Genomic DNA, 16,850 nt, shown 5'->3' on the forward strand with positions numbered 1-16,850 from the left:
GGTGTCGGGAGATCACGAATTCCGGGATGATCGCGTCGGCGCCCATCCGTTCTGGTCAGCATGAGCAGCCCCGAACAGCAGATCGCGACGTCCGTCCTCGTCATCGGCACCGGTGGATCGGGCCTGCGCGCCGCGATCGAACTCGCCGAGCGCGGCGTCGCTGTGCTGCTCGTCGGCAAGCGGCCTCGCAGCGACGCCCACACCACGCTGGCGGCCGGCGGCATCAACGCGGCGCTGGGCACCATGGACGCCGAGGACTCCTGGCAGCAGCACGCCGCCGACACCCTCACCGAGAGCTACCTGCTCGCCGACCCGGTGACGGTTCAGATCGTCACCGAGGGCGCCGCGGAGTCGATCCGCGACCTCGAGCGCTACGGCATGGCCTTCGCCCGCGAGCAGGACGGGCGGATCTCGCAGCGGTTCTTCGGCGCCCACACGTTCCGCCGCACCGCGTTCGCCGGTGACTACACGGGGCTGGAGCTGCAGCGCACCCTGGTCAAACAGGTTGCCCGACTGTACATCCCGATCCTCGACTCGGTGTACGTGACGAAGCTGCTGGTGCGCGACAACGTCATCTTCGGCGCCTACGGCTTCGATTTGACCGACGGCACCCGCTGCACCATCCACGCCGACGCGGTGATCCTGGCGACCGGCGGGCACACCCGGATCTGGCGCCGGACCTCCTCGCGCCGCGACGAGAACACCGGCGACTCGTTCCGGTTGGCGGTGGAGGCGGGCGGGCGCATCCGCGACCCGGAACTCGTGCAGTTCCATCCGTCCGGCCTGATCGAGCCCGAGGACTCGGCGGGCACGCTGGTCTCGGAGGCCGCCCGCGGCGAAGGCGGCATCCTGCGCAACGATCTCGGCGAGCGCTTCATGAAGCGCTACGACCCCGAGCGGATGGAGCTGTCCACCCGCGACCGGGTCGCGCTCGCCGCCTACACCGAGATCAAGGAGGGTCGCGGCACCGCGCGCGGCGGGGTGTGGCTCGACGTCTCACACCTGCCGCGCGAACAGATCATGAGCCGGCTGCCGCGCGTCTATCAGACCCTGATGGATCTGCAGCTCAAGGACATCACCGCCGATCCGATCGAAATCGCGCCGACCGCACACTATTCGATGGGCGGGGTGTGGGTGCGGCCCGAGGACCACCGCACCGACGTCGAAGGCCTCTACGCGATCGGCGAGGCCTCCAGCGGGTTGCACGGCGCCAACCGGCTCGGCGGCAACTCGCTGATCGAACTGCTGGTGTACGGTCGCATCACCGGCCGGGCGGCCGCCGCGTACTCGATCGGACTGGGTGCGCAGATGCGCTGTCGGGCAGCCGTTTCCGCCGCGCGCGACGAGATCGACGAGGTGCTGTCGATCAACGGCCCGGAGAACGTCCGCTATCTGCAACGCTCCCTGCGCAACGCGATGACCGAGCACGCGGGCGTCGTGCGCGACGAGGCCGGCCTGCTCGCGGGGCTGCGCGAGGTCACCGAGATCGAGCAGCGGGTCGCCGGTCTGGGCGTGCACCCGGACATCGCCGGATTCCACGACCTGGCGCACGCATTCGATCTCAAGTCCAGTCTGGTCGCGGCGCGCGCGACGCTGGAAGCCGCGCTGGAACGTCGCGAAACACGCGGCTGCCACAACCGTTCCGACCACCCGCGCACCGACGACCGGCTCGCGGTGAACCTGGTGTGGTCGGGCCCGGGCCGCATCGAGCGCGAACCGATCGCAAACATTCCCCCCGACATCGCCGGGTTGATGCGTGAGGTGTCCAGCCACGGCAAGCTGGTCGAGTGAACCGCCTCAACTGGCCCAGGAGACGGTGCGCAGCTGTCTGCGCGAGGTGATCCCGAGTTTGACGAACACCTTGCGCAGGTGCCACTCGACGGTGTGGGTGCTGATGAACAGCTGGGCGCCGATCTCCTGATTCGTCAAGCCGTCCGCGGCCAGCCGGGCGATCTGCGCCTCCTGCGCGGTCAGGTCACTGTTGGTGCCGGCCTGCTGCTTGCGCACCTTCTCGCCGGTGGCGACCAGTTCGCGCCGTGCGCGTTCGGCGAACGCCTGCGCCCCGATCCGGGTGAACATCTCGTTGGCTTCGGTGAGCTGGCTGCGCGCGTCGGTGCGCCGGTTGACCCGCCGCAGCCATTCGCCGTACAGCAGCCGCGTCCGCGCCAGATGCACGACGATGCGGGTGCGGCCGAGCCGCTCGATCGCCTCGGTGAACAGCGCCTCGGCCGCGTCGTCGTCGGCCATCATCGCGCGCGCGTTGGCCAATGCGCCCAGCCCCCAATCGGTTCCGCTGGCCCCGGCGCGTTCGGCGAGCATGTCGAGGGCGTGCGCGGCCGTCTCGCCGTCGCCCGTGCGCGTGGCGGCCTCGACGAGTTCGAATGCGCACCAGCCGTAGATTCCGAAGTCCTCGTACTCGCATGCGGTGCTGGCGGCGGTGAACGCCTCCTGGTAGCGCCCGAGCCCGTTGTAGAGGATGGCGGCGGCGTAACCGGTCAGCCCCAGCAGCCGCCCCTCCCCTCTGGCGACACCGTCGGCCGCCGCCCCGTCGAGCAGGCGGCCGGCTTCGGCCGCGTCACCCCGCCACGCGGCCAGCAGTAGCGCGTGGTACCGCACCGGCGACAGGTGTCCGGTGGCGGCCGTGATCGAATCGGCCTCCTCGAGAAGCTGTGCAGCACTGGCGAACTCACCGGAAACCAGATGCACACCCGCCCGGTAGACGAGCGCGCGGGGCAGGCCGGCCAGGGCGCCGGCGGCGCGGGCGTGGCGCACCGCGGCGCTCGACAGCTTGAAAAGGCTCACCTCGTCCCACAGTTCGTGGGCGCACGTCTCCTGCATGATCGGGAATCCGGGCACCTTGAGCCAGCGCCCGACCGCACTCTCGTCGGTCTCGGCCTGATCGCACATCGCCTGCAGCGCGGTCCGCATGCCGGCGGCGCCCTCGTGCACCCCGCCCGCGATGCGTTCGGCGATGCCCCGCAGCAGGTAGTCGACGGGGCGGGGCAGTTCGGTCACGTCGCGCAGCGCGGCGCGCGCGGCGTCGGCGGCCAGGGTGAGCGCATCGGGTTCGGCGAGCCGCCCGGCGTACATCAGCGCGGCGATGGCCTCGAGAAAGCTCTCTCGCGACGAGTAGTCGTCGACCCCGTCGAGTTGGCGCGCCGCATCGAGCAACGGCGTTGCGGTGTCGGCCAGTTGCGGGGCGCCCGGTTCCCCGGCGCGGCTGCGCACGAAGCTCATCTGGGCGCGCAGCCGGGTGATCACGGCCCGCTGGAAGTCCGACGGTCGGCCGAGTTCGGCGACGGCCAGCAGCTCGTGTGCGGCGTCGGAAGCGGCGACGTCGCGTTTGGCCTGCGCGGCGGCCAGCGCCCGGGACACCCGCCGCGCCGGGTCGGCCGTCAGCGCCGTCGCGCGCTCCAGAAACGTTGCGGCCGCCGCGATCCCGCCGCGTGTCTGGGCGCGCGCGGCCGAGCGCTCGAGTTCGTCGGCGACCGAATCGTCGGGACCGACCGCGGCGTTGGCGGCGTGCCAGGCCCGCCGGTCGGGATCGGCCTGCGGGTCGGTGGCGTCGGCCAGCGCCCGGTGCGCCGCCCGGCGGTCGCCGAGTTCGGCGGCGCGGTACGCCGCCGACCGGATCAGCGGGTGGTGGAAGCGCATCCGGGGGCCGAACTCGATGAGCCCGTCGTCCTCTGCGGGCGTGAGCTCGTCGACGGGCACACCCAGATGTGCTGCGGCGCGCATGAACAACGCGGCGTCGCCGATCGGTTCGGCGGCGGCCAGGAGCAGCAGCTGCCGGGTGGGCGCGGGCAGGGCCTGGATGCGGCGGACGAAGCCGTGCTCGACGGCGGCCGACGACGACCGCTTCCCGGAGATCCAGAACCCGCCGGCGAGTTCGGTGGCCGACACGCTGCGCGGCACCTCGAGGATCGCCAGCGGGATGCCGCGGGTCTCGGCGACGATCCGGTCGCGGACCCGGGGGTCGATGGCGCCGACCATGACCGAATCCAGCAACTCGCGGGCGTCGGTGTCCGACAGGCCCTCGACCGCCAGCTCGGGCAGACCCGCGAGTACCTCGGGATGCTCGCGGACCGCGAACACCAGCGCGACGGGTTCGGCCAGCAGCCGGCGCGCGATGAACCCGAGCGTCTGCTGGGTGACCTGATCGAGCCACTGTGCGTCGTCGACGATGCACAGCAGCGGCTGCTCGTCGGCCGCGGCGGCCAGCAGGCTCAGCCCGGCCAGGCCGACCAGGAACCGGTCTGGGGTGTCCCCGATGCCGCGGCCGAAGGCGACGTTGAGCGCTTCCCGCTGGGGCTCGGGAAGTTCCTCGAGGTGGTTCATCAGCGGCGCGCACAGCTGCTGCAGCCCGGCGAAGGCGAGTTCCATGTCGGACTCCACCCCCGACACGGCCACCACTCGGAAGCCGGTGGCCTGCGCGTGCACCTCGTCGAGCAGCGCGGTCTTGCCGACCCCGGCCTCGCCACGCAGCACCAGCACCCGGCTGCCGTCACCGGAACGGACGTCGGCGATCAGGCTGTGCAGGACCTGGCATTCGGGGGCTCGGCCCCGAAGGCGTTGTTCTGCACCCTGGCCTGACATACCCACCACCGCGTGTTCGCATTGAACCCCGCGTGCTCCGGAGCCGATCTTGACTGTAGCGACCGCCGCGGCGGTGGGTCTACGCCGTTATGGGGTGTGGCCCGTCACGCCTTGGCGGCGCTCTCCAGGATCCAGTCCTCGAACCGCGTGTCGAACAATGTGGCGCCCTCGCCGGGCACCAAGGTGCGCTCGTCGAGGTCGATGCCCCAGTACTGGGCGCTCGGATCCGACACCACGGTGCGCTCGTCGCCGCGCGCGGCCAGAGCGGTGCGGATCATGTCGGGCAGCAGTACCGCGGTCAACCCGCCGATCTCGGTGATCCCGTTCACCGGCGGGTTGACCGCGGCGATCGCCAGCCCCTCGGCGACGTCGGCCGCGGCCATGGGCTGGAAGTACGCCGGTGGCATCCGCACGGTGTCGCCGTCGGTGGCCGAGTCGGCGAGCGTCTTGAGGAACTCGAAGAACTGCGTCGCATGCACGATCGTGTACGGGACCGGACCCTGGCCGATGAGCTGTTCCTGGGCCAGCTTGGCCTGGAAGTAACCGCTCTGCGGCGCCAGTTGCGCGGTGCCGACGACCGACAGCGCGACGTGGTGGCCGACCCCGGCGGCCTGCTCGGCGGCCAGCAGATTCGTTGTGGCCGTTCGGAAGAACTCCTTGGCCGAGTCGTCGAGGTTCGGCGAGTTCGACACGTCCACCACGACGTCGGCGCCGGCGAGCACCTCGGACAGGCCCTCGCCGGTGATCGTGTCGACCCCGGTCGACGGTGCCGCGGCGATCGCGTCGTGGCCGCGTTCGCTCAGTTTGTGGACGAGCTTCGAACCGATCAGGCCGGTCCCGCCGATGACGACGATCTTCATGATGAGCCTTCCGTGTGGTGTGACAGCTTTCTGCCCGCCAGAACGGATGGCGTCACCCGGACTCATCCCGGCTCTGCGCCGACGCGCTAGAACGCGTAACGGACCCGGCAGGTCGGCAGCTTGGCGGCGATGAGGTCGGTGAGCTCGCCGACCCAGCGGCCCTTCCACGGGCTCTTGTAACGCACGTTCCACTGCCCGCTCTGGCTGCGCTTGAGTTGCTGCAGGTCCGGGCGCCACAGCAGCTCCTCGCCTTTGGGGTGCCAGCCGAGGTTGACGTCGTGCAGCCCCTCGTTGTGGGTCAGGAAAATGATCTCGGCGGCCAGCTGTGCTTTGGTGCGCTCGTTGGTGCCGTCGGCGATCTGCTCGAGCAGTTCGGCCCAGTCGGCCAGCCAGTTCTCGTGCACGACGACGGGGCTGAAGTTCAGGTGCACCTCGTAACCCGCCTCGACGAAATCGTCGATGGCGGCGATCCGCTCGGCGATCTTCGAGGTGCGGACGTCGACGACCCGCGATGTCTGCGCGGGCATCAGGCTGAACCGCACCCGGGTACCGGCGCGGGGGTCGTAGTCGAGCAGCCGGCGGTTGACCAGTTTGGTCGCAAAGCTGGCCTTGGCGTTGGGCAGGCGGGCGAACAGCTCGACGAGGTCGCGCACGTTGTCGGAGACCATCGCATCGACCGAACAGTCGCTGTTCTCGCCGATGTCGTACACCCAGTCGACGGGGTCGCACTGGTTCGGCTCGGGTTTGACGCCTTGGCGCGCCGCGTGCCGCTCCAGGTAGCCGGTGATCTTCTCGATGTTGGTGAACACCGTGATCGGGTTGGCGTAGCCCTTGCGTCGCGGGACGTAACAGTACGAGCAGGCCATCGCGCACCCGTTGGCCGTCGACGGCGCGATCCAGTCGCTGGAGCGCTCGTTGCGCCGCGCGGACAGGCTCTTCTTCTCGCCGAGCACCAGCACCTCGCGCTTGTTGCGCACCCAGTCCTCGACGTTGCCTTCGTTGCCGTACAGCCCCGGGATGGCTTGATGGGACAGCACCTCGATGCGCTCGGCGGACGGGAACCGCTCGAACACCTGCTGCGCCCGCGGGAACCGGTCGATGTCGCGTTCGTGGTAGATCCGTTTGACGTCGAGCAGCCGGTCGGCGAGTTCGGCGGGCACCCGGCGGGCGTCCTCAGCCATCGTGGTCATACCTGCTCAACGTTCGACGGTTCCTGATCTTGATCCTGTTGGCGGGCAATGAGATTCGTCACACGTCAGGAAGCGCGCGATCGCTGCGGCCATCGGCGCGGCCTGCAACCGAAACGCTTGCAACGGCCCGATCAGCGGCTCCTCGTAGCCGGCGAACCACAGGCCGGGCGCCGCGCCGGACGGCCCGTTGATCCGCGGCCGACCGTCGTCGAGGACCCGAGGTGGCCCACCAGCGGTTCGAGGCCACGCCGGTAGCCCGTCGCCGCGATCACCACATCGGGGGTCAGCACGGTGCCGTCGGCCAGCGTCACCCGGTCCCCCTCGAAGGACGCGACCGGCGCCACGATCTCGATGGCACCGGCCTTCACACGCGGCACCAACTGGTCGCCCAGTGTGGGGATCTGCTCGTCGGACAGCAGGGCCGTGTAGATCCCGCTCCGTGGTGCGGGCAGGCCGAGCCGGGTCAGGTTCCCGAACCACACACGCTGGAACGCCGCCGCCGCGTGGTCGAGCACCGGCACCGGCAGGCGGTCGAAGGCCGCGCCGAACGCGTCGATCGGGACCCCCGCGGCGGCCCGGGGCACCAGGTGCGGCGGGGTCCGCACCGCCATCCGGACCGGGCCCGCCGCGGTGTCGCTGAGCTGCACCGCGATGTCGGTCGCCGAGTTGCCCGCGCCGACGACCAGCACGTCGCGGCCGGCGAACGGTGCCGGGTTGCGGTAGTCCTGCGAGTGCAGCACGGTGCCGGTGAACGCGTCGCGTCCGGGCCAGGCGGGCAGGGTCGGGGTGTGATAGTTGCCGGTGGCGACGACGACGGCGTGCGCGGAGAGCGCTGCGGCGCCGGTGTCCACCAACCACCCGTCATCACCGCGGTACAGCCGAGAGACGTTGGCGCCGAATCGGATCCGCAACCGTTGCCGTCGCGCGTAGTCGTCGAAGTAGGCCACCATGTCGTCGCGTCCTGGCCAGCGGCCGTACCGCAGCGGGATGCGCTGGCCGGGCAGATGCGACCACAGCCCGCAGGTGTTGAGCCGGAATCCGTCATAGCGGTTGCGCCACGACGACGCCGGCGCATCGGCCCGGTCGAGCACCAACGCATCGATGCCCCGCTGGTGCCGCAGCTGCCGGGCGATCGCCAGCCCGCACGGCCCGGCGCCGATGATGACGACGCGCTCGGTCATCTAGGGCAGGTGCCTGGTCGTCAGCAGCCCCTTGGTGAGGTCGCGCTGGAGCTGTTCGAGCAGCGAACGCCTGCGCAGCGGCGGGCTCTCGGTGTGCGCCTGCTCGGCGACCCCGGCGATGACGTCGCGCAGCGCGTCGACCGACGACCACCGCGGCCGCCAGTCCAGTTCCGCGGCGGCCCGTCCGCAGTCCAAAAGCGGCACGCTGAACGCCATGTCGAGCCAACCCCGGTCGATGGGCTGCAGCCGGGCCCGCCAGCTCAGGTCGACCAGCGGGCCGAGCACACCCGAGGGCAGGTGAACGGCCTTGGCGCCCAGCACGTCGGCGACGTCGTCGCGGCCCAGGGGCGGCTCACCGGCGAGGTTGAACGGGCCCTGCGCGCGTCGCTCGACCACCCTGACCATGGCGTCGGCCACATCGGAGGCGTGGATCAGCGGGATGCACAGCTGCCGGTCCAGCGGCAGCACCGGCAGCAGCGGCACCACGAGCATCGGGACGTATCCGGGCAACGCGTAGCGCATCAGCCCGCTGGCCGCGGCGCGCTGGACGATGAAGCCGGGCCGCATCCGCGCGATCGTCACCCCGTCGGACCCGTGCCGCTGCTCGTACTCGTCGAGCAGTTCCTCGGCGGCCGACTTGTCGCGGCTGTACGGCGAGGTGCGCACCCCGGTGGTGGGCCACGACTCGTCGACCCGCTCCCCGTACCGGCCGGGAGCATACGTGCCCACCGAGGACATGTGCACGAGGTGCCCGACACTGGCGGCGTGCGCGGCGGTCAGTACCGCCGAGGTGCCGCCCACGCCGACGCGGGTCAGGTACTCGGTGTTGCGGGTCGGCTGGAACCCCCAGGCGAGGTGGATGACGGCATCGGCACCGTCGAACACCTGGCGCAGCGCCGCACCGGCGTTCGGTGCGGCCAAATCCTGTTCGTGCCAGCGCACCCGGGCGTACACCCCGACCGGGTCGGGCGGTCGGCGCACGACGCCGACGAGCTCGTGCCCGGATTCCGACAACCGGCCCAATAGGGCGGTGCCGACGTTGCCGGACGCGCCGGTGATCACGATGCGCATACCTGAGGTTTCCCGCGCCGCACCGGGTTGACACGGGTTCGCGCCAGGAATCGCGGCCGCGGTCACCGCGTTGCACTACGCGACCATGACCAGTGCCGTGGCCGAGTTGCGGTCGTGGTTCGAGGCCGAACTGGCCGCGACGCTGCCGCACGCGCGCCTGCTGTACTGGACGTGACCTCAGACTGCGGCGGCCGTGTCGGCCTGCAGCTGCCGGTCGCGGACGCTCCCGAGGAACCGGCCCACCTCCACGGCCAGGCGCCGCGCGTGCGAGCTGTCCACCAGGTCGAAGGCGTGACCGGCACGCGGAATCTCGCTGTACTGCACCGGGTTTCGGGATACCGCGGCGAGTGCGTCACCGAACGCGCGCGCTTCGCCGACCGGGATGATGGTGTCCTGCTCGCCGTGGATGAGGAAGAACGGCGGCGCGTCCTGATGGATCCGTGCCAGCGGTGACGCGGCCTCGAAGAGCTCCGGCCGACGGGACTGCCGATGGCCGACCACGACTCGCTCCAGGAAGCTCTGGAAGTTCCTGCGCGTCGGGGTCGAGCGGTCCTGCCAGTCGTAGCGGCCGTAGATACCGACCACCGCGTCGACCGAGGTGTCGGCGTCCTCGGTGAGCTCACCGCGGAACGCGGGGTCGCCGGGCGTCAGGCCGGCCAGCGCCGCGAGGTGCCCGCCCGCCGAGCAGCCCGCGACGGCGACGAAGTTGCGGTCCCCGCCGAACTTGTCGACGTTGGCGCGCGCCCACGCGATCGCCGCGTTGACGTCGGCGATGTGCCGGGGCCAGCGGTTCACCGGTGACACCCGGTAGTCCATCGTCAGGCACACCCAGCCCTGCTTGACCAGATGGTGCAGCAAGGTGTGGCCCTGCAACACGCGCGAGCCCTGCACCCACGCGCCGCCGGGCACGAACAGCAGCACCGGCGCATCGGGCGGCAGGTCGGGCAGGCGCCACACGTCGAGCAGCTGCGCCGGGTGGTCGCCGTAGCGGACCGAACTGCGGTACAGGCAACGTTGACGCTGCGCGCGGAAGCTCAGGTACGGCGGCACCCGGCGGCGGCCGGTGCTCTGCTCCCCGGTCACGACGACGGGCGCGGCAGCCACCTCCCGACCACCGATGCGACGGGTGACCATCCCGCGCACCGCGGCGGGTGCGTAGTGGTGGCCGTACATCGCCATCGCGGTGAGACCGGCGAACGGTTCGAGGTGCCTGCCGACGACCGGCAGCGACGAGTACACCCTCGTCGACGCCATCACCAGGTCGAACGGATGCAGGGAGCGCGGCAGGGACATGCCGTTACCCGGCCATCGCGATGTCGTGGCTGGCGTCGCCGACGCTGCATGACTGGCAGCTCGCCTCTTCCAAGCTGAAATGCCCGCACGAGGGGCAGATGAACTCGAGCATGCGTTACGCCTTTCGAGATGGTGTAGACGCCGACTGTCTGCAGCCCGCCTCACATACCCCGGCCTCTCCGGGACAAAACCCCTCGATCTCTCCGTACTGTGGGCCCGGTGAAGTACATCGACGTCGACGGGGTGGGCCGGGTCAGCCGGATCGGCCTCGGGACCTGGCAGTTCGGCTCCCGCGAATGGGGTTACGGCGACGACTACGCGTCCGGGCCGGCCCGCGAGATCGTGCAGCGTTCGCTGGCCCTGGGCGTGACACTGTTCGACACCGCCGAGGTGTACGAGTTCGGCAAGAGCGAACGCATCCTCGGTGAGGCGCTGGGCGAACAGCGGGCGAAGGTGGCCGTGGCCAGCAAGGTCTTCCCGGTGGCCCCGTTCCCGGCGGTGGTCAAGCAGCGCGCCAGGGCCAGCGCGCAGCGGTTGGGCCTGCAGAGAATCCCGCTCTACCAGGTGCACCAGGCCAACCCGGTGGTGCCGGACTCGGTGATCATGCCCGGGCTGCGTGACCTGCTCGACACCGGCGTCATCGGCGCGGCGGGCGTCTCGAACTATTCGCTGGACCGCTGGCGCAAGGCCGACGCGGCGCTCGGGCGCCCGGTGATCAGCAACCAGGTGCACTTCTCGCTGGCCCACCCGCAGGCACTGGCCGACCTCGTGCCGTTCGCCGAGCGCGAGAACCGCATCGTGATCGCCTACAGCCCGCTCGCTCAGGGGCTGCTCGGCGGCAAATACGGGCCCGACCATCGGCCCGGCGGCGTGCGGGCGGCCAACCCGCTGTTCGGCACGGAGAATCTGCGCCGCGCCGAACCACTGCTGCAGACGCTGCGCGACGTCGCGGCCGAGGTGGGCGCCAAACCCGCGCAGGTCGCGCTGGCATGGCTGATCGGCTTGCCGAACGTCGTGGCGATCCCGGGTGCCTCGAGCGTCGAACAACTCGAGTTCAACGTCGCCGCCGCCGATATCGAACTCAACCCCGAGCAGCAGGAGGCGCTGACTTCGGCCGCGCGACAGTTCCGGCCGGTCTCGACGGTCCGCTTCCTCACCGATACGGTGCGCGAGCGCCTCGGCGTCGGCTGAGTCAGCGGCGCAGTTTCCCGTCGAGGTAGTCGGCTCGGCATGCGCCGCGGGCCAGCTTGCCACTGGTCGTGCGCGGGATCGCTCCCGCCGCGACGAACCGGACGTCGGCCACCGAAAGACCGTGGCGCGCTTGCACAGCAGCGTGAATCGCGGCGATCTGCGGTGCCGGTTCGGTGCGCGCCGTGCCGCTGGCGCGTTCGGCCACGATCACCAGGCCCGGTTCGCCTTCGCCAGGCACACTGAACGCGGTGACGTGGCCGGGCCGCACCATCGTCGACGCATGCTCGGCGGTGGCCTCGATGTCCTGCGGATAGTGTTGGGATCCGGCGATGACGATCATGTCGGCGCGGCGGCCGGTCACATAGAGTTCGCCGTCGAGGTAGCAGCCGAGGTCGTCGGTGCGCAACCAATACGCATCCGCCGCAACACCTTCGGCGTGGCTGCCGGACCCCAGTCGTGAGGTCAGCGTGGCGGCGAACACGCGACGCGTCTCGTCGGGCCTGCCCCAGTAGCCGCGGCCGATGTTGTCGCCGTGCAGCCAGATCTCGCCGATGTGACCGTCGGGCAACTCGGTTCCGGTGTCGGGGTCGACGATGACGGCCCACTGGCTGCGCGCGACCTGCCCGCACGACACGTGGGCCACAGCGTCGGCGGCGCCGGCGGGCACCGCGACGGCCCGCCCGTCCCGCAGCGCGTCGCGGTCGAGGTACACGGCGGCGGCCCGCGCGTGCGGGGCGATGGTCGACACGAACAACGTCGCCTCCGCGATGCCGTAAGACGGCCGGAAAGCGTTGGGCGGCAGTCCATATCGGGTGAAGGCCGCGTTGAACGCGGTGATCGCGTCGATGCTGACCGGTTCGGAGCCCAGGATCAGCACCGCCTTGCTGAGGTCGACGTGCTCGCCGGGTCCGGGGAGCCCGCGCTGGGCGGCGTACTCGTAGGCGAAGTTCGGTGCCGCGGTCACGACGCGGCCCTCGCGGGCACCGTCGGACAGCGCCTTGATCCAGCGGTGCGGGCGGCGCAGGAACGCCGTCGGCGACATCAGCGTCGAGTGCCCGCCGTAGACGGCGGGGAACCCGATCATCGACAGGCCCATGTCGTGGAACAGCGGTAACCAGCTCACGCCGTGGACTTTTCGGTCGAGCAGGTCGATGGCCAGGATCATCTGGATGAGGTTCGTCCCGACGGCGCGGTGGGTGATCTCGACGCCCGCGGGCGCCCGGGTGGCGCCCGAGGTGTACTGCAGGTGCGACACGTCGTCCAGTGACAACTCGACGGGTTCGAATTCGTCGGTCTCGGCGATCTCGTCGAGGATCACGACGCGCGGCGTGGGCACACCGTGGAGGTCGGCCAGAAATCCGGCCACCCCCGCGGCGGCGGACGCCGTGGTCACCACGACCGAGGGCTGCGAGTCGCGGAGCGCGATGTCCAGGCGCTGGGCATGCCCCTGGAGTTCGGGGGCGAACAGCGGCACCGCGATGGTGCCTGCCTTGATGACAGCGAAGAACGCGGTGACGTAGTCGAGCCCCTGCGGCGCGAGAATCGCCACCCGGTCGCCCCGCTCGGCGACCTGCTGGATCCGGGCCGCCACGGCGCGCATCCGGTCACCGAGTTGCCTCCAGGTCAGCTCGGTGACCGCACCGTCGTTGGCGCCGCTGTAGTCGAGAAACCGGTAGGCCGGCGCGTCGCCGACGTTGGCGATGTTGCGGTCGATCAACGAGATCAGGTTCACGCCCGCGGGTACGACGACCCGGCCGTCGGCATCGAGGCAGTCCTCGATCCGCAACAACCCGTCGTGGGGCACCGATCGCGCGGGGGTGACCATGCCCGCAGTTTAGGGACGCCCGGCACGTGTCAGGGCTCACGCTCCAGCGTGAGCACGGTGATGTCCGGCGGTGCCCCGATCCGCATGGGCGGGCCCCAGAAGCCGGCGCCGCGGGTGACATAGAGCTGCGTGCCGTCGACGGTGGACAGACCCGCGAGCGACGGCTGCACCGCACGCACCACGTAGTGGAACGGCCACATCTGCCCGCCGTGGGTGTGTCCGGACAGCTGCAGGTCGACTCCGCGCGCCGCGGCCTGCTCGACCTGCACCGGCTGGTGCGCCAGCAGCACGGTCGGCGCGTTCGGGCTCCGCGCCGCCAGCGCGCGGTCGAAGTCGGGACCGTCGTCGACCCGTTCGCCGGCCAGATCGTTGACGCCCGCCACGTTGAGCACCGCCCCGTTCCGGCGGATGAGCGTGTTCTCGTTGCGCAGCGGCTGCACGCCGAGCCGCTCCAGCTCGCGCAGCCACGACAGGGTGTCGTCGACGAAGTACTCGTGGTTGCCCGTGACGAAGAATGCGCCCTCGCGCGACACCAAGTCAGCCAAAGGGGATACGGCCGAACCGAGTTCGTCGACGGTCCCGTCCACCACGTCGCCGACGACCGCGACGAGGTCGGGGGTGGTCTCGTTGATCATCGTCACCAGCCGCTCGGTGTGCGCGCGGCCGGCCAGCGGGCCGAGGTGGATATCGGAGACCACCGCGATGCGGAACCCGCGCAGCGCCGGGTCCAGGCCGCGCAGCCGCACCGGCACCTGCAGCACGTCGGGCGGTCCGAGCGCACGCAGGGTTCCCGCGCCGACCAGCGCCACCGACGTGACGCCCGCGACCGCGGCGCCCGTGCGAGCGAGGAACAGCCGGCGGCTCACATCCGTTGTGGCGCTTGAGCTTTTCCGGTCGAGGCGGCGGCGCAGGATGAACCTCAGCGGCTCCAGCACCAGCAGCACCAGGAACAGGTACGCGGCCAACCCGAACCACAGGTATCCCGGCCACGCGAACCATCCGGCGTCGGCGAGCCCGATCACCCGCGGCAGCATCAGCGCGGCGACCAACACGAGCGCCAGCGCGACCAGTGAGCCGGTCAGCGCCCAGCGCACCCGACCCGGGCGGGTGGTGTCGCGGACCAGCCGCAGCCACAGGAACAGGTGCATGACCGCCAGCACCGACCCGAGAACGACGATGAACATGGGCGCCTCTTCCTGCGCTTCTCATCGCCGAGCGCTCACTCTTGTACGGAAGTCAGGCCGCAAACTGTACAAGGGTGAGCGCTCGCGAAGGAATCGTGCGCTACAGGGAGACGGTCCCGTAGTCGCCGATGTGCGGGATCAGCACGCGCACCTGGTCGTCGGCGGTGCCGAACGTGTTGTCGATCGCCGTCAGCCGCGCGGCGTAGTGCCCGACCGGATACTCGGCGGTCATGCCGATGCCGCCGTGCATCTGGATCGCCTCCTGGGCGATGTGCCGCCCGGAGCGCCCGATCTGCAGTTTGGCCCGCGCGGCGATCACCGGGTCGTACCGGCCGTCGGCGATCGACATGGCCGCGTAGAAGTTCATGCTGCGCGCCAACTCCAGCGACACGTACATGTCGGCGGCGCGTTGGGCCAGCGTCTGAAAGGTCGCCAGCGGAACGCCGAACTGCTTGCGGCTGCTGAGGTATTCGGTGGTCAGCCGCAGCGCCTCCTCCATCGCGCCGACCGCCTCCGCGCACAGCGCCGACTGGTACCGGATCACCGCGCGGGCGATCTGTTCGGTGGCGTCACCGCCGTCGCCGAGCGGTTCGGCTGTCGCGTTGTCGAGGTCGATCTGCGCGCCGCGCCTGCCGTCGAACGTGCGGTACGCCCGCCGGGACACGGCCGCGGCGTCGACCAGGAACAGGCCTGCCCCACCGTCGGGCAGCGCGGCGGTGACCACCACCGCGTCGGCCGAGTCCCCCGCCAGCACCGGCCCTTTGCGACCGCTGAGAGTCCACCCGCCACCGGCACGTTCGGCGCGCGTCTGGAGCGGTGCGGCCGGCGAACGCATCCCGGGCTCGGTGTGCGCGAAGGCTGACAACGTCGCACCCGATGCGACGGCGGCGGCGATCTCCTTCTGCTCGTCGGTGCCGAGTTCGGCGATCAGCCCGCCCGGCACCAGCGCGGCCTGCGCCACCGGTTCGGGCGCCAGCCGCCTGCCCAGTTCGGTGAGCACCACCATGATCTCGATCTGGCCCGCCTCGGTGGGGTCGAAACCCAGTCCCAGGATGCCGATTTCGGCCAGCTGACCCCACACGTCGCGGCGCCAGCCCGGTTCACCCTCGGTCATCTCGGTGATGTCGCCCGCCACGAACACGTCGCGGGCGACGTCGCGCAGCAGCTGCTGTTCTTCGGTCAGGTCGAAGTCCACGGTCGGCTCACAATCCCAGGATGGTCGAGGCGATGATGCTGCGTTGAATCTCGTTGGTACCGCCGTAGATCGACGTCTTGCGGTAGTTGAGGTAGCGCGGCGCGGCGTCCTGCGCCCACTGCGGGGCGTCGATGTCGGCATCGCAACCGACACCGAACGGCAGCGCGTCCTCCCCTGCCACCTCCACGAACAGCTCGGTGGCGGCCTGCTGCAGCTGGCTGCCCCGCAACTTGAGGATCGACGACGCCGGGTTGGGTTTACCGTCGGCCTCCGATCCGCTCACCCGCATCTGGGTCAATTCCAGTGCCAGCAGCCCGTTTTCGATTTCTGCGACCCGGGCTGCGAACAACGGGTCAGCCAGCAGCGGCCGTCCGTCAATGGTGACCTTGGCGGCGCGCTCCTTGATCTGCGCCATCCACAGCTTGGTCAACCCGATCCGGGCGATACCGGTGCGTTCGTTGCCGAGCAGGAACTTGGCGTAGGTCCAACCCTGGTTCTCCTCGCCGACGAGCTGGTCGGCCGGGATGCGGACGTCTTCGAAGAACACCTCGTTGACCTCGTAGCCGCCGTCGATCAGCTTGATCGGGCGCAGTGTGATGCCCGGGGTGGACATCTCGGCGAGCAGGAACGAGATGCCGGCCTGCTTCTTGGGCGCTTCGGGGTTGGTGCGCGCCAGCAGGAAGATCCAGTCGGCGTGCTGCCCCAGCGTCGTCCAGGTCTTCTGGCCGTTGACCACGTAACTGTCGCCGTCGCGCACCGCGGTGGTGCGCAGCGACGCCAGATCAGAGCCCGCCTCGGGTTCGGAGAACCCCTGGCACCACCAGATGTCGAGGTTGGCGGTGGGTGGCAGGAACCGCTCCTTGATGGCCTGCGAGCCGAACTGCGCGATCACCGGGCCGACCATCTTCGCGTTGAACGCCAGTGGCTCGGGCACGCCGGCCAGTTGCATCTCGTCGAGCCAGATCTGCCGCTGCAGCGGCGTCCAATCCTTGCCGCCCCACTCGACCGGCCAGTTCGGCACGGCCAGGCCGTTGGCGTTGAGGATCCGCTGGCTGGTGACCATGTCATCGGGAAAGTTCGGGTGCCCGGCCTGCATCCGCTCGCGCAGATCGGCGGGGATCTCCGTGGTGAAGAACCGCCGCATCTCGTCGCGGAACGCGGCGTCGGCATCGCTCAACGCCAGTTTCATCGCATCACCTCGTTCTCGGAAAGCGCCAGTATGGCGCGGGACCCTCGACGCGCGGCAGTCGGCATGCTCAGCAAC

General features: G+C 70.5%; 12 protein-coding genes. 2 read left to right on the forward strand and 10 right to left on the reverse strand.

All coding sequences use genetic code 11. From position 1 onward, the window contains the following. Positions 1-60 precede the first annotated feature (60 nt). Positions 61-1,791: an L-aspartate oxidase gene (locus tag BLW81_RS05005; protein WP_083406256.1), complete on the forward strand. Its 1,731-nt coding sequence runs from the start codon at positions 61-63 to the stop codon at positions 1,789-1,791. A 6-nt stretch (positions 1,792-1,797) separates the two neighbouring features. Here BLW81_RS05005 and BLW81_RS05010 read toward each other — a convergent pair whose 3' ends face one another. The 6 genes from BLW81_RS05010 to BLW81_RS05035 form a co-directional block, all read right to left on the reverse strand. Beyond that, positions 1,798-4,596 carry a helix-turn-helix transcriptional regulator gene (locus tag BLW81_RS05010; protein ID WP_083406257.1) on the reverse strand — a complete coding sequence of 933 codons (2,799 nt, stop codon included), beginning with the start codon at positions 4,594-4,596 and terminating at the stop codon, positions 1,798-1,800. A 104-nt stretch (positions 4,597-4,700) separates the two neighbouring features. Continuing rightward, the gene (locus BLW81_RS05015) at positions 4,701-5,456 is read right to left on the reverse strand and encodes an SDR family oxidoreductase (RefSeq protein ID WP_083406258.1); all 756 of its coding nucleotides are present in this window, start codon (positions 5,454-5,456) and stop codon (positions 4,701-4,703) included. Positions 5,457-5,542: 86 nt separating this feature from the next. Continuing rightward, positions 5,543-6,646: a spore photoproduct lyase family protein gene (locus BLW81_RS05020; protein WP_083406259.1), complete on the reverse strand. Its 1,104-nt coding sequence runs from the start codon at positions 6,644-6,646 to the stop codon at positions 5,543-5,545. A gap of 131 nt (positions 6,647-6,777) precedes the next feature. Then, on the reverse strand, positions 6,778-7,827 hold the full coding sequence (locus BLW81_RS05025; RefSeq protein ID WP_235632179.1) for a flavin-containing monooxygenase: 1,050 nt from the start codon (positions 7,825-7,827) through the stop codon (positions 6,778-6,780). Continuing rightward, a complete protein-coding gene (locus BLW81_RS05030) occupies positions 7,828-8,898 on the reverse strand; it encodes an NAD-dependent epimerase/dehydratase family protein (protein ID WP_083406260.1) in 1,071 nt (356 codons plus the stop codon). 177 nt (positions 8,899-9,075) lie between these two features. Next, complete coding sequence (locus tag BLW81_RS05035) at positions 9,076-10,191, reverse strand: alpha/beta hydrolase (RefSeq protein WP_083406261.1); 1,116 nt, start codon at positions 10,189-10,191, stop codon at positions 9,076-9,078. A 219-nt stretch (positions 10,192-10,410) separates the two neighbouring features. Between BLW81_RS05035 and BLW81_RS05040 the strand changes: the two genes are divergently transcribed. Further along, a complete protein-coding gene (locus tag BLW81_RS05040) occupies positions 10,411-11,382 on the forward strand; it encodes an aldo/keto reductase (RefSeq protein ID WP_083406262.1) in 972 nt (323 codons plus the stop codon). A gap of 1 nt (position 11,383) precedes the next feature. Here the strand turns inward: BLW81_RS05040 and BLW81_RS05045 are convergent, their stop codons facing one another. The 4 genes from BLW81_RS05045 to BLW81_RS05060 all read right to left on the reverse strand — a co-directional run bounded on the left by BLW81_RS05045 (position 11,384) and on the right by BLW81_RS05060 (position 16,775). Then, complete coding sequence (locus tag BLW81_RS05045) at positions 11,384-13,207, reverse strand: fatty acyl-AMP ligase (protein WP_083406263.1); 1,824 nt, start codon at positions 13,205-13,207, stop codon at positions 11,384-11,386. 29 nt (positions 13,208-13,236) lie between these two features. Next, on the reverse strand, positions 13,237-14,391 hold the full coding sequence (locus BLW81_RS05050) for a metallophosphoesterase (RefSeq protein WP_083406264.1): 1,155 nt from the start codon (positions 14,389-14,391) through the stop codon (positions 13,237-13,239). Between the two features lie 100 nt (positions 14,392-14,491). Next, positions 14,492-15,586 (reverse strand): acyl-CoA dehydrogenase family protein, encoded by a 1,095-nt coding sequence (locus BLW81_RS05055; RefSeq protein WP_083406265.1) that lies wholly within the window; start codon positions 15,584-15,586, stop codon positions 14,492-14,494. A gap of 7 nt (positions 15,587-15,593) precedes the next feature. Next, positions 15,594-16,775 (reverse strand): acyl-CoA dehydrogenase family protein, encoded by a 1,182-nt coding sequence (locus BLW81_RS05060; RefSeq protein ID WP_083406266.1) that lies wholly within the window; start codon positions 16,773-16,775, stop codon positions 15,594-15,596. Between the last annotated feature and the right edge of the window lie 75 nt (positions 16,776-16,850).

It is taken from the genome of Mycolicibacterium rutilum (genome assembly GCF_900108565.1).
GTDB classification, from domain to species: domain Bacteria; phylum Actinomycetota; class Actinomycetes; order Mycobacteriales; family Mycobacteriaceae; genus Mycobacterium; species Mycobacterium rutilum.